Source organism: Williamsia muralis NBRC 105860, assembly GCF_001598915.1.
In the GTDB taxonomy this organism is placed as follows: Bacteria; Actinomycetota; Actinomycetes; order Mycobacteriales; family Mycobacteriaceae; genus Williamsia; species Williamsia muralis.
The window spans coordinates 1027203-1038995 of sequence record NZ_BDAP01000002.1 but is presented as its reverse complement, the minus strand read 5'-3'; the positions used below and the strand labels follow the sequence as shown (position 1 = coordinate 1038995).

The following is an 11793-nucleotide window of genomic DNA, read 5'->3' as shown; positions in this document are numbered from 1 at the left end:
GTGGAGAGAGTTTCGGTGGAACGAGAGTTTGGGCCGGCCCGTAATGTCCGGCGACGCCGGGTGGCTTCGGCCATCGCCGTCGGGGCGATCGCGACCGGTCTGGCACTCGGCACCACCGCGTGCGGTGCGGGCCAGACCTCGCAGACCGCCAACCAGGCCTCCGCCGTCAACGGCAACTCGGCCACCGTCGGCCCGCTCGCCTTGCGCGACGTCGCGGTTGTCTTCCCCGAGTCCGGAGATGTGGCCTTCGCCAACGGCGGCCCGCTCGAGATGTCGTTCCTGATCTCCAACACCAGCCCGGATGTCGCCGACAAGCTCGAGAGCATCGAGTTCGCCAACGGCGACGGCAAGGTCACCATCGACGGACCCACCGAGATCCCGGCCACCAAATCGCTGCGGGCCGGCACGCCGGGACTGCTGCTCACCACCAGCGCAGAACCAGAAGACCCCAGCGAAAAGCGCATCACCGTCACCATCACGGGCGCCGCGAAGACCATCACACCGGGCCTCACGGTCCCGCTGACGTTCGATTTCCAGCAGGCCGGCGAGACCACCCTCAACGTGCCGGTCGACGCCGGGCCACTGCTGCCCCGCCAGGACAAGGCCCGCGGCGTGGTCGAAGAAGACCACGGCGGAGGCCACTAGTCCGCTCCGGCGGTTCGGTGTCGGTCACCGTGGCTAGAGTTGCGCGGTGGCCAAACCCAAATCGACATATCGATGTAGCGCCTGCGGATACCAGGTCGCCAAATGGGTGGGTCGCTGCCCGGAATGCGGTGAATGGGGCTCTGTCGACGCGGTCGCCATGGCCACCGGCGGTGGAGCGGGCATAGGCGGCGGTAAGTCCGCCACGGTCGCGACCATCCCGAGCGCACCCGCCCGGCCGATGAGTCAAATCGACGTCAGCCACACCGCAGCCTTTCCCACCGGCATCGGAGAACTCGACCGCGTCCTCGGCACCGGCGTGGTCCCCGGTTCGGTCATGCTGCTCGCCGGCGAACCCGGCGTGGGCAAATCCACTCTCCTGCTCGAAACCGTCAAACGTTGGGCGCTGCAAGGCAAACGCGCGCTGTACGTGACCGGCGAGGAGTCCGCGGGCCAGGTGCGCCTGCGCGCCGAACGCACGGGGGCGGTACACGACGAGATCTTCCTCGCCGCGGAGTCCGACCTCGGCGCGGTGCTCGGTCACGCGGAGGCGGTCATGCCGTCGCTGATGATCGTCGACTCGGTGCAGACGATGGTGGCACAGAACGTCGACGGGGTGAACGGTGGTGTCACCCAGATCCGGGCAGTGACAACGGCTTTGACCTCACTGGCAAAGAACTCGGGCATCGCGGTGATCCTGGTCGGGCACGTCACCAAGGACGGCACCGTAGCCGGCCCCCGCTCGCTCGAGCACCTCGTGGACGTGGTCCTCTCGTTCGAGGGCGACAAGCATTCGACCCTGCGGATGGTCCGTGGCATCAAGAATCGGTTCGGCGCGGCCGATGAGGTCGGCTGCTTCGAACAGCGTGAAGACGGCATCCACGAGGTCACCGACCCGTCGGGACTGTTCCTGCATCACCGCGACATCGGCGTGGCCGGAACCGCGATCACCGTCGCCATGGACGGCAAACGGCCGCTGGTCGGCGAAGTGCAGGCACTGGTCTCGAAATCGAGTCTGGCCAACCCGCGGCGTGCGGTTGTCGGGCTCGATTCGGCAAGGGTCGCAATGATTTTGGCGGTCTGTTCGGCTCGCGCCCATCTGCCCACCCACGACCAGGACGTCTACGTGGCCACCGTCGGCGGGATGAAGCTCAGCGAACCTGCGGCCGACCTCTCGGTCGCGTTGGCGCTCAGCTCCATCCTGGCCGACCGGTCGTTGCCCGGGTCCATGGTCGCCATCGGCGAGATCGGCCTCGCGGGCGAGGTGCGCCGGGTGGCCGGTGTCGGCAAACGGGTGGCCGAGGCCAAGCGACTCGGCTTCAAACACGCCATCGTCCCGGCCGGTTCGCTCGATCTGCCGTCGGGCATGAAGATCACCCAGGTGGCCGATCTGCAGACCGCCATGCGAACGGCACTGAAAGGTCCGGCCAGCCCCTACCGGTTCTAGACGCTGCTGCTTCCCCGGTCGTGACGGGCGATGCGCTCGCCGTAGAACTCGGCCGCACCACTCGCCTCGAAACTGTCCTTGAAATGCTCCAGGGGCTTGATCTGCACGAAGATCGCGTGCGCGACGCCCACGGGCTCGGTGTCGTCGCCCAGGTAGGCAACGGCACGCGAATACAGCTTGCGCCGAACGGTGCCGACCGTCTCGGCCTCGAGCCGTAGTTCACTGCCCACCGGGATGGGTTTGGCGAAGTCGATCTCCAGGTGCGCGGTCACAGCAATCGCGCCCACCATCCAGTGCGTCAGACCCATCACCTCGTCGAACGCGGTCGAGAGGATGCCCCCGTGGATGACGCCGGGGCCGCCCTCGAATCGGGGCTCCACCTGCATCCGGGCGGTGACGTCGGTGCCCTCGCCCGCGATCGCCTTCATGTGCAGACCGGCCTCGGAGCGATCACCGCAGCCGAAGCACATCGGGTTGTGCGCCCGCACCACTTCACCGGGCGCCGGGGCCTTGGCCGAACGGCTTGCCGGGACCAGCTCATCGGGCAGCACGAAAGTTGTTTTCACAGACAGCTAATCTAGTCTCCATCTCATGGACAACAGAAAGGCGCCTCATGGCTGAGGTTCCGGCCTCGGACCTGCTCCGCACCACGATTGCTCGGCTGGCGCCGGGCACTCCGCTGCGAGATGGCCTAGAACGCATCCTGCGTGGCCGCACAGGCGCTTTGATCGTCATCGGGCACGATCCCGAGGTCGAACGGATCTGTGCCGGTGGCTTCCATCTGGACGTCGCGTTCGCTCCCACCCGATTGCGCGAGCTGTCGAAGATGGACGGCGCGGTGGTGCTGTCCACCGATGGCGCCAGAATCGTGCGTGCCAACGTGCAATTGGTGCCCGACCCGTCCATCCCGACCGAAGAGTCGGGCACCCGGCATCGTTCTGCCGAACGCACCGCCATCCAGACCGGCTACCCGGTGATCTCGGTCAGCGCCTCGATGTCCATCGTCAGTGCCTACGTGGCCGGAATCCGGTATGTCGTCGAGGGATCGGACGCGATCCTCTCGCGCGCCAATCTCGCTGTCGCCACTCTCGAGCGATACAAGACTCGACTCGATGAGGTCAGTACCGCGCTTTCACGATCAGAGATCGAAGATTACGTAACGCTGCGCGATGCGATGACCGTTGTGCAGCGGCTCGAGATGGTGCGCCGGGTCTCCGAGGAGATCGAACACTACGTTCTCGAACTCGGTGTCAACGGCCGTCAGCTGCGGCTGCAGCTCGAAGAGTTGGTGGGCGACAACGACTCTCAACGCGAGCTGGTGGTTCGCGACTACTTCGCCAGTCCCGAGCCCGCCAGCACAATGGAGGTCGAGCAAGCCCTCACCGCCATCGAAAACCTCACGGACACCGATCTTTTGGACCTCACCGCCCTGGCCCGGGCTTTCGGCTACCCGAATACGATCGACGCCCAGGACACCGCGATGAGCCCGCGGGGTTACCGATTGCTGGCCCGGATCCCGCGTCTGCAGTTCGCTCACATCGACCGGCTCGTCCGCAGCTACGGCACGCTGCAAGCGCTACTGGCAGCCACCGCCGCCGACCTGCAGGCGGTCGAGGGCATCGGCAGCATCTGGGCCAGGCACATCCGCGAGGGACTGTCCCGGCTGGCCGAGTCCAGCATCGAACGGTTCGATTAAATTTGCTCGCTCGCTCGCGTGGTCTGGGCGGCCTGGTCGCGTCGTTTTCCCTCCTCTTCGCATCGCTGGCGCTCGCTCATCGTCAGTCCAAACAACGCGGGCCGCCCGACCGCTATTGGTGAGGAGAAGGGAAGAACAACCGACCGAGGCCACACCGACAAGCGAGCGAAGCGAGCAGATACTACTGCGCGTTCGGTCGATTCACGTTGAACGTGATCGGGGCACTCGGCTTCTCACCGATCTTGGCGACGGCCTGGTAGGCACCCGGAGCAACGGGTTGGCGCGGCGTCTCGCAACCGGGACTGCTGGTGGTACCGGACCAGTCGATGGTGTCCTTGACCTGCTGCCCCGGCTTGAGGAGCTGGTTGTTGACGCCTTCGACCGGCGCGCAGTCGCCGGACGACCAGATGCGGCGGTCGCCTGCGAGGTTCAGCACGGTCACGTTCTGCATGCCCTTGCCGACGTCGCGGGTGCAATCGGAGAGCCCTGCGTTGGTGATGGCGATGGTGAAGATCGGCTGCTCGCCCTCGACGTATGCCGGCTTGTCGGTGTAGAGCACCACGGAGATGTTCTGGTCGGGGCACAGTCCGCTGGCGGGGACAGGTTGCGGCGTCTCTCCGACCGGGGTGCCGCCCGGGATACCGGGAGCACCTGAGGCACCGGGCTGATCGGGGTTCGCACCGGCGACGTCTCCTCCGCCGGTACCACCCGAACCGCCACCGGGAACCGCGGACTGCGATGCCGACGGATCCTTGTAGGCCGACGGATCCTTGTAGGCCGACGGCAGCGCGTAGCTCGACGAGGCATTCAGCTCGGTGCTGTTGGCCGTGTTCTTACCGTTGTCGTCACCGGTCACCCAGAAGACGAGTCCGATGATCACGGCAAGCACCACCACCAGGACGCCGACCGCGAGTGCGCGTCGGCGCCAGTAAATTTCCGGCGGCAGGGGGCCCTGAGGATCTAGCACACCCCGACGCTAGTGGCACCGCGGTGGCCACCGGCTCACCTCGCGCGGCGTGTCGCATTTAACCTCTGTGCGAGACATCTCAAAGGCGGTGGCTCACGACGCCAGGCTTGGCATCTCCGGATCCTCGCCGATCTCGCCGAGCGTCCCGTTCAGACGAACCACACCTTCGGCCAGTTCGTATGTGAGTCCGACGATTCCCAGTTCGCCGCGCTCGATCTTGTCGGAGATGATCCGGCTGCGCTGAACCATCAGGCGGCCGGTTTCCTTGACATGCCTGGCTTCGAACTCGTCGACGCGGGTGAGACCTTCGCTTCGTCCGGCCAGGATGCTCGGCGTGACGCGTTCGACGACGTCGCGGATGAATCCTCCGGGAATCTGCAGGTCGTCGAGTGCGTCCAGTGTCGCCCGGACGGCACCACAGCTGTCGTGCCCGAGGACGGCGATCAGCGGCACGTCGAGGACCTCCACGGCGTACTCGATCGAGCCCAGCACCGCCGAGTCGATGACGTGCCCGGCCGTCCGGATCACGAACATCTCGCCGAGCCCCTGATCGAAGATGATCTCCGCTGCCACCCGCGAGTCGGCGCACCCGAAGAGCACCGCCCGCGGATGCTGCCCGGCAGCGAGCCGGGCGCGGTCCTCGATACCCTGACTGGGATGAAGCGACTTGCCTGCCACGAAGCGTTCATTGCCTTCACGCAGCGATTTCCATGCCTGAGCGGGGGTTGTTTGAGCCATGGCTGACATTCTGCACTCCCCCTCTCCGGTCCCGCCCACCAACTTGCTCAGTTGGTTCGACGAGGCCGAACGCGACCTACCCTGGCGACGTCGCGGCGTCACGGCCTGGCACATCCTGATCAGCGAGATCATGCTCCAGCAGACGCCGGTGTCACGGGTGGCGCCGATTTGGGAACAGTGGATCGAACGGTGGCCGGTCCCGTCGGCGATGGCCGCGAGCCCAGTGGGTGAAGTGGTGCGGGCCTGGGGCAAGCTCGGCTATCCCCGCCGCGCGATGCGGCTGCACGCGTGCTCGGCTGTACTCGCCGCCGAGCACGGCGACGTGGTCCCCAGTGATGTCGACGTCTTGCTCACGCTGCCCGGCATCGGCGATTACACGGCCCGCGCCATTGCGTGCTTTGCCTACGGTCAGTCGGTGCCCGTGGTCGACACGAATGTCCGGCGGGTCGTCGCCCGGGCCGTCCACGGCCGTGCCGAACCCGGCAACCCCGCACGCGCCGACCTCGTTGATGTCGCGGGCCTGTTACCCGCCGACTCACGCGCGCCCCGCTTCTCCGCGGCCCTGATGGAGTTGGGTGCGCTGGTCTGCGTCGCCAAGAACCCTCGCTGCCCGCTCTGCCCTCTCACCGGTTGCCGGTGGGTCGCGGCCGGACGACCCGCGCATGATGGGCCTGCCCGCAAGGTGCAGAAGTTCGCCGGAACCGACCGTCAGGTGCGCGGACTGCTGTTGGATGTGTTGCGGGACAGCGACATCCCTGTCGAGCGGGCGCGACTCGATCTGGTGTGGACCACTGACACGGCACAGCGCGATCGTGCGCTCGACTCGCTGCTCGTCGACGGATTGGCGGAGATCACCGACGATGGGCGGTTCGCACTGGCCGGCGAAGGATGATCGCCGGACCGATCACGTCAGTCCGGACAGGAATGCCTCCACTGCGCCGCGGTACTCGTCGGGCGCGGAGTCATGGATCAAGTGGTCGGATCCGCTGACCCGCAAAAGGATTGCGTTCTCGTGTGCTTGCGACATCGTGTGCATCTGGCCTGGCGGGGTGACACTGTTCTCGGCCTCGAGCAGCAGGCTCGGTACCGCCACCGCATCCCACTGCTGCCAGAAGTCACGACGACCCCACTCTTCGGCGATCTGCGCCCACACGTCGAGACGACCGTGTAGCGCGCCGTCGTCAAATGCCTCGTAGAAGTAGCGGCCGGCTACCTCTCCGAACATCTGCTGCGCGTGCGCAAGTGTCTCGAACCGGTCCGGCCACGACTCGAACCATGGGCGCCACCCCGCGGTGGTGCGACCCCGAAAGTCCGGTGCCATGTCCTCGATCACCAGAGCAGACACCAGCTCGGGGTAGTCCGCAGCGGCACACCATGCGTGTAGGCCGCCCATGGAATGCCCCACCAGAACGGCCGGACCCATGTCGATCCACGTCAGTACTTCGGCCAGGTCGCCGACAAACCGCTCGGTGCACAGATTTTCGGGCGACGGCTCTTCGATGCTCTTCGCTCCGCGATGCCACGCCGCGTCGTAAGCGAACACTCGTCCGTACCTGCGAAGCCACGGGATCTGGCGTTGCCATGTGCGGCCGCGACCCATCAACCCGTGCAACAGCACGATCGGCGGACGCCCGGGCATCCCGCCGTAGTCGATGAAACCCGCGTCCGCACTCACGGGGTAGAACCTTATCGGCTACGTCGGGGCATGACTCCGGCCAGAGTCACCGCCGGCCGGAGCAGGCACGGATAGCAGCCGCAGGGAACAGTTGAGGAGCACACTCCGCCGGTAGGGTGATCGCCATGGCTGTTGTGAAGATCAATGCGATTTCCGTTCCCGAAGGCGCCGGACCCGAGCTGGAGAAGCGCTTTGCCCATCGCGCCCACAGTGTCGATGGCTCGAAGGGTTTCCTCGGTTTCCAGTTGCTGCGACCGGTCAAGGGCGATGACCGCTACTTCGTGGTGACCCAGTGGGAGTCCGAAGAGGACTTTCAGGCCTGGGCGGCGGGGCCCGCACGGGAAGCACACGCCGGCGAGCGTGCCAAGCCCGTCGCCTCGGGTGCAGACCTGCTCGAGTTCGAGGTGGTCCTGGACGTCACCCCGTCCTGACCCCTGCCACCACGGTGGCACCGCGTTCAGCGTCGGAGTGGACGGACAGTGAGAGCCCGGCCTGAGTGAACACTTCTCGGGCCGAATCGACCTGCGCTGCACTCACTTCCATCACCAGTCGGCCGCGGGGCGCCAACCACCCCGGCGCCTGCGCGACGACCTCGCGCATCAGGTCGAGGCCGTCGGGGCCGCCGTCGAGAGTCGCGGCAGGCTCGAAATCCCGGGCTTCGGGCGGCATGGTCGAAATGGCGGCCGTGGGAACGTACGGCACGTTGCACATCAGCACATTCACGTGTCCCCGGATGTGCGTGGGGAGCGGTTCGAAGAGGTCACCGCAGAAAACCTCGCCGCGACCCGCCAGATTGATCCGGGCGCATTCGGCCGCCACCGGGTCGATGTCGGCGGCCACAATCTGCGCGTCCGGATGTCGCGCCGCGTACAGCGCGGCCAGTGCGCCCGAGCCACAGCACAGATCCACGACCACGCTGGCGGACGGCGCTCCGTCCGCCGCGACGTCGACCAGTAACAGGGACCGTTGGCGCGGAACGAACACACCCGGCAGCACTGCCACCATCAGTCCACCGAACTCCGCCGCACCGACGACGTACTCCAGCGGCTCGCCGCCCACCCGACGTCGCACCAGCTTTTCGAGCGTGCCGGGGTCGAGGGCCTCGCCGACCAGGATCCGGGCTTCATCTTCTGCGAACACACAACCCGCCGCCCGCAACCGCGCTGCCACCTGGGCCAGCAGTGCGTCGGATTCCTCCATCCGTGTGACGGTAGTGGAGTGGGCACGGGGGTGCGCCCACAAAACCCGGCCACGCTCGGTCCGCGAAGCGAGCAACCTCCGGCATCGCGAGCCGACCCGACCCCCTTATTCGGCACGAAGTGAAAGATCAGACCCGTATCGCAAAACTGGAACGTGTTCTAACATTGGGCTGAAGTGATAACCAACTGGAGGACCAATGACGGACACCGTTGACGCGGCACCCACCACCTCGCGTGACTACGCAGAGCTCTACATCGGCGGCAAGTGGACCAGCGCCCACTCCACCGATGTCCTCGAGGTCTACTCGCCGGCCACCGGCCAACGTGTCGGTAGCACTCCCCTCGCCGATGAGACCGATGTCGACACCGCAGTTCGGACGGCCCGAGCGGCTTTCGACTCCGGCGTCTGGCGCAACAAGACTCCCGAAGAGCGGGCCGCTGTGGTTGCCAAAGTCGCCGACCTCATCGACGAACGCGGCGGCGAGATCGCCGAACTGGTGTCGTCGGAGATGGGGGCGCCCCCGTCAGCTGTCGCCACCTTGCAGCAGCTGCCGGCCACCGGAGTGCTCCGCGAATACGCCAAAGCCGCAATCAATTACACCTGGCACGAGTACCGCGACGGTCTGTTCGGGAAGACGCAGATCACCCGTGAGCCCGTCGGCGTCGTCGGCGCGATCACCGCGTGGAATGTGCCGCTGTTCCTGATCTGCAACAAACTCGGACCCGCATTGTCGGCCGGTTGTTCGGTGGTTCTCAAGCCCGCCCCGGAAACACCGTTGTCGGCCAACGTGATCGCCGAACTGTTCACCGAGGCCGGCCTTCCCGAAGGCGTGCTCTCCGTGGTTCCCGGCGGACCCGACACGGGCAAAGCGCTTGTCGCACACCCCGACGTCGACAAGATCACCTTCACTGGCTCCACCGCCGCAGGCAAGGCAATCGGCGCGGCATGCGGTGAGCAGCTCAAGCGCTGTTCGCTCGAATTGGGCGGCAAATCGGCGGCCATCGTGCTCGCCGATGCCGACCCTGCCGAGATCGCCGGCATGCTCACCTTCACCGGTCTGATGAACACGGGGCAGGCGTGTGTTGCGCAGACCCGCGTCCTTGTTCCGAGCAGCAAGCGCGACGAGATCGTCGACGCCATGGTCGAAGCGGCGAAGCTGCTCAAGCCGGGCCTCCCCGACGATCCAGAGGCCCAGCTCGGACCACTGATCACCGAGAAGCAGCGCAGTAAGGTCGAGGACTACATCCGTCAGGGCAAAGAGGCTGGTGCCACAGCAGTTCTCGACAGCACCCGCCCCGAGGGCCTCGAGTCCGGCTACTACCTGAGCCCGACCATCTTCACCGGTGTCACCAACGACATGACGATCGCCCGCGAGGAGATCTTCGGTCCGGTGATCTCTGTGATCGATTACGACACCGAAGAAGAAGCCGTCGCAATCGCCAACGACTCCGACTACGGCCTCGCCGGCACGGTGTGGACCGCCGACGTCGAGCACGGCTTGGAGATCGCCGCACAAATCCGCACCGGCACGTACGGCGTCAACTGGTACGCCATCGACCCGGGATCGCCGTTCGGTGGTTACAAGAACTCAGGCATCGGGCGCGAAAACGGTCCGGAGGGGCTCGAGTCGTACCTCGAACACAAGTCGGTCATCCTCCCGATGGGTTACGACCCGACCGCTTAGTTCGCACTTCCTCCGACTGCAGCCAGAACCTCCGGTTGCAGTCGGAGGAAGTAGCCCAAACCGGAGGAACTGCCAGAACCTCCGACATCAGTCAGGCCCCCCGATTCACGATCGGGGGGCCTGACTGATGATTAGGGCTAGTACCGCTCAGGGGGTGGGCACCGGCGTCTCGGCAGGTGCCGGGCTCTGGGGAGGCGCTGGTTCCGATGGCACCGGAACCGGCACCGACGACGCACCGGGCTTGTCGCCTTCTTCCGCCAGTCGGGCCTTCACCGAATCGTCGGTGAGGATGTCGATGTTGGTCACCAGCCACTTGTCGCCCGACCGTTCCATCGAGTACTGCAGCCGACTGGCGTTGACCGACACCAAATCCTTACCGCCTTTGGTGACCGACTGGTTCATGAAGATCAGCAGCAACGCCTTGTCGCGGCTCGACGTGACAACACCGGCGTCCTGAATGGACACCTCAGATTTGACCTGTTGCTTCTGCACTTCCGCAACGAGGTTCGCCTCTTTGATGATCTCGTCGTACTGCTGCTCAGCCGGGCCCGACAACGACTTTCGCGTATCGGCCACGTGCTGCTCGACATTGTCGGGTTGGTAGCCGAACATCAATGTCGCTGTCTGCTTGCCTGCCTCCAGCGCCTCACCGCGGGCGTCCTCGGCGAGTTTGGTGTCTCGGTAGTGCAGACCCACGATCGTCGTGATGATGGCACCGGCCACCAGAAGACAGACGGTCAGCACCGACACGGTCCACAACAAGAATCGACGCGACATCTAGGTCACCCACTCGACGTTGGTGAGTTTGAGTTCACCGTTGATACGCGTGATCTCCAACTTCCATCTGAACACCTGCAACACCGTCTGCTGATCAGTCACGTTGGGCTGGTTCATCTCCCAGCTGAAGACCATGATCACCGACGCGGTACTGCTGTCACTCGCAGTGACGGCCTCGGAGATCACCGCGCCCTTGGTCGACACATTCTCGGACTTGATCATGTTGACGGTCTGCTGGACGGATTGGCCGACCTGCTCCATCGCCTTGCCACTCGTGTCGTCCTGGAACGACTTGATCGCGCCGTCGATGTTCTGCGGATTCAAGGTTGTCAGGTTGGTGACCATCTGCCGCGCGAAAGCCGAGTACTCAGCCCGCAGTTCATTGCGGTCATCGATCTTCTTGGTACCCAACACGAACAGGGTGGACGCCACAGCCATCGCCGCGATCAGACCGACGGCGGTGATCGCAGCCAGGACCACACCCATCCCGCGCAGACCCACACGCTTCTTCGCAGCCGTTGAGGGCCGATCCGCTTTGCGTACCCGTCCCTTGGTCTTCCGTGGCCGGCCGGAGTCGCCGCGAGCCGCCGATCGACGTTCGCGGTAGGAGACCCCCGTCGAGACGACAACGTCGTCGTCCGTGGACGGTTCCGTAGACCCGCCGACATCGTCGGACGCGGCCGCGGCTTTGGACGCAGGCGGAGTGGGAGCTGACTTACGCTTGCGTCCCACCGGTGCGGACTTGACCGGCTTTCCGGTCGGCTTCACCTTGCCCGGTTTGTCTCCGGAAGAAGGCACATCGCCCGGGTCCTGCCCGTCCGCTACACCTGGATTCGTCGCCGGCTCAGTCTTCCCGACCTCCTGCGGAGGCCCGGCAGGCCGGCTCGCTCGCCGACGCTTCCGCTTGGCCTCGTCGCCAGAAACACTGGTCGAGCTCCGCTCCGCTTCGTCTCCGGGAGCATCGGTC

At 65.7% G+C, this 11793-nt stretch carries 13 protein-coding genes; 6 read left to right on the top strand and 7 right to left on the bottom strand.

The genetic code is table 11. From position 1 onward, the window contains the following. Positions 1 to 15: 15 nt before the first annotated feature. Entirely contained in the window at positions 16 to 645 is a 630-nt protein-coding gene (locus WIMU1_RS11560) for a copper chaperone PCu(A)C domain-containing protein (RefSeq protein WP_133248678.1), read from the top strand. A gap of 46 nt (positions 646 to 691) precedes the next feature. Continuing rightward, positions 692 to 2089, top strand: a complete 1398-nt coding sequence (radA, locus tag WIMU1_RS11555) for a DNA repair protein RadA (protein ID WP_030172737.1) — start codon at positions 692 to 694, stop codon at positions 2087 to 2089. Here radA and WIMU1_RS11550 read toward each other — a convergent pair. Next, entirely contained in the window at positions 2086 to 2655 is a 570-nt protein-coding gene (locus WIMU1_RS11550; RefSeq protein WP_062797238.1) for a PaaI family thioesterase, read from the bottom strand. The two genes, radA and WIMU1_RS11550, sit on opposite strands and share 4 nt — an antisense overlap. Positions 2656 to 2702: 47 nt before the next feature. Here WIMU1_RS11550 and disA point away from each other — a divergent pair, with 47 nt between their 5' ends. Further along, positions 2703 to 3785 carry a DNA integrity scanning diadenylate cyclase DisA gene (gene disA, locus WIMU1_RS11545; protein ID WP_023961255.1) on the top strand — a complete coding sequence of 361 codons (1083 nt, stop codon included), beginning with the start codon at positions 2703 to 2705 and terminating at the stop codon, positions 3783 to 3785. A 181-nt stretch (positions 3786 to 3966) separates the two neighbouring features. Here disA and WIMU1_RS11540 read toward each other — a convergent pair whose 3' ends face one another. Both WIMU1_RS11540 and WIMU1_RS11535 read right to left on the bottom strand, forming a co-directional pair. Further along, complete coding sequence (locus tag WIMU1_RS11540) at positions 3967 to 4752, bottom strand: hypothetical protein (protein WP_062797237.1); 786 nt, start codon at positions 4750 to 4752, stop codon at positions 3967 to 3969. A 93-nt stretch (positions 4753 to 4845) separates the two neighbouring features. Further along, positions 4846 to 5490, bottom strand: a complete 645-nt coding sequence (locus WIMU1_RS11535) for a carbonic anhydrase (RefSeq protein ID WP_062797235.1) — start codon at positions 5488 to 5490, stop codon at positions 4846 to 4848. Here WIMU1_RS11535 and WIMU1_RS11530 point away from each other — a divergent pair. Then, a complete protein-coding gene (locus tag WIMU1_RS11530) occupies positions 5489 to 6382 on the top strand; it encodes an HhH-GPD family protein (protein WP_062797233.1) in 894 nt (297 codons plus the stop codon). The two genes, WIMU1_RS11535 and WIMU1_RS11530, sit on opposite strands and share 2 nt — an antisense overlap. Before the next feature lie 12 nt (positions 6383 to 6394). Here the strand turns inward: WIMU1_RS11530 and WIMU1_RS11525 are convergent, their stop codons facing one another. Further along, entirely contained in the window at positions 6395 to 7129 is a 735-nt protein-coding gene (locus tag WIMU1_RS11525; protein ID WP_084248212.1) for an alpha/beta fold hydrolase, read from the bottom strand. A gap of 161 nt (positions 7130 to 7290) precedes the next feature. On the opposite strand from WIMU1_RS11525, the gene mhuD reads away from it, so the two are divergent. Then, positions 7291 to 7596: a mycobilin-forming heme oxygenase MhuD gene (mhuD, locus tag WIMU1_RS11520; RefSeq protein ID WP_062797229.1), complete on the top strand. Its 306-nt coding sequence runs from the start codon at positions 7291 to 7293 to the stop codon at positions 7594 to 7596. Here mhuD and WIMU1_RS11515 read toward each other — a convergent pair. After that, positions 7583 to 8365: a putative protein N(5)-glutamine methyltransferase gene (locus WIMU1_RS11515; RefSeq protein WP_062797227.1), complete on the bottom strand. Its 783-nt coding sequence runs from the start codon at positions 8363 to 8365 to the stop codon at positions 7583 to 7585. The genes mhuD and WIMU1_RS11515 overlap by 14 nt on opposite strands. A 196-nt stretch (positions 8366 to 8561) precedes the next feature. On the opposite strand from WIMU1_RS11515, the gene WIMU1_RS11510 reads away from it, so the two are divergent. Further along, positions 8562 to 10049: an aldehyde dehydrogenase gene (locus WIMU1_RS11510; protein ID WP_062797225.1), complete on the top strand. Its 1488-nt coding sequence runs from the start codon at positions 8562 to 8564 to the stop codon at positions 10047 to 10049. A gap of 147 nt (positions 10050 to 10196) precedes the next feature. On the opposite strand, the gene WIMU1_RS11505 is transcribed toward WIMU1_RS11510, so the two are convergent. Both WIMU1_RS11505 and WIMU1_RS11500 read right to left on the bottom strand, forming a co-directional pair. Further along, on the bottom strand, positions 10197 to 10826 hold the full coding sequence (locus WIMU1_RS11505; RefSeq protein ID WP_023961238.1) for a hypothetical protein: 630 nt from the start codon (positions 10824 to 10826) through the stop codon (positions 10197 to 10199). Then, the gene (locus WIMU1_RS11500) at positions 10827 to 11624 is read right to left on the bottom strand and encodes an Rv1363c family protein (protein ID WP_084248170.1); all 798 of its coding nucleotides are present in this window, start codon (positions 11622 to 11624) and stop codon (positions 10827 to 10829) included. It abuts the gene before it with no gap. Positions 11625 to 11793 lie beyond the last annotated feature (169 nt).

Excerpts from the sequence above, each read along its gene's own strand:
- disA (WP_023961255.1), top strand. The coding sequence starts at position 2,703 with ATGGCTGAGGTTCCGGCCTCGGACCTGCTCCGCACCACGATTGCTCGG.
- WIMU1_RS11530 (WP_062797233.1), top strand. The coding sequence starts at position 5,489 with ATGGCTGACATTCTGCACTCCCCCTCTCCGGTCCCGCCCACCAACTTG.
- WIMU1_RS11535 (WP_062797235.1), bottom strand. The coding sequence starts at position 5,490 with ATGGCTCAAACAACCCCCGCTCAGGCATGGAAATCGCTGCGTGAAGGC.
- WIMU1_RS11525 (WP_084248212.1), bottom strand. The coding sequence starts at position 7,129 with ATGCCCGGGCGTCCGCCGATCGTGCTGTTGCACGGGTTGATGGGTCGC.
- mhuD (WP_062797229.1), top strand. The coding sequence starts at position 7,291 with ATGGCTGTTGTGAAGATCAATGCGATTTCCGTTCCCGAAGGCGCCGGA.
- WIMU1_RS11515 (WP_062797227.1), bottom strand. The coding sequence starts at position 8,365 with ATGGAGGAATCCGACGCACTGCTGGCCCAGGTGGCAGCGCGGTTGCGG.
- WIMU1_RS11510 (WP_062797225.1), top strand. The coding sequence starts at position 8,562 with ATGACGGACACCGTTGACGCGGCACCCACCACCTCGCGTGACTACGCA.
- WIMU1_RS11505 (WP_023961238.1), bottom strand. The coding sequence starts at position 10,826 with ATGTCGCGTCGATTCTTGTTGTGGACCGTGTCGGTGCTGACCGTCTGT.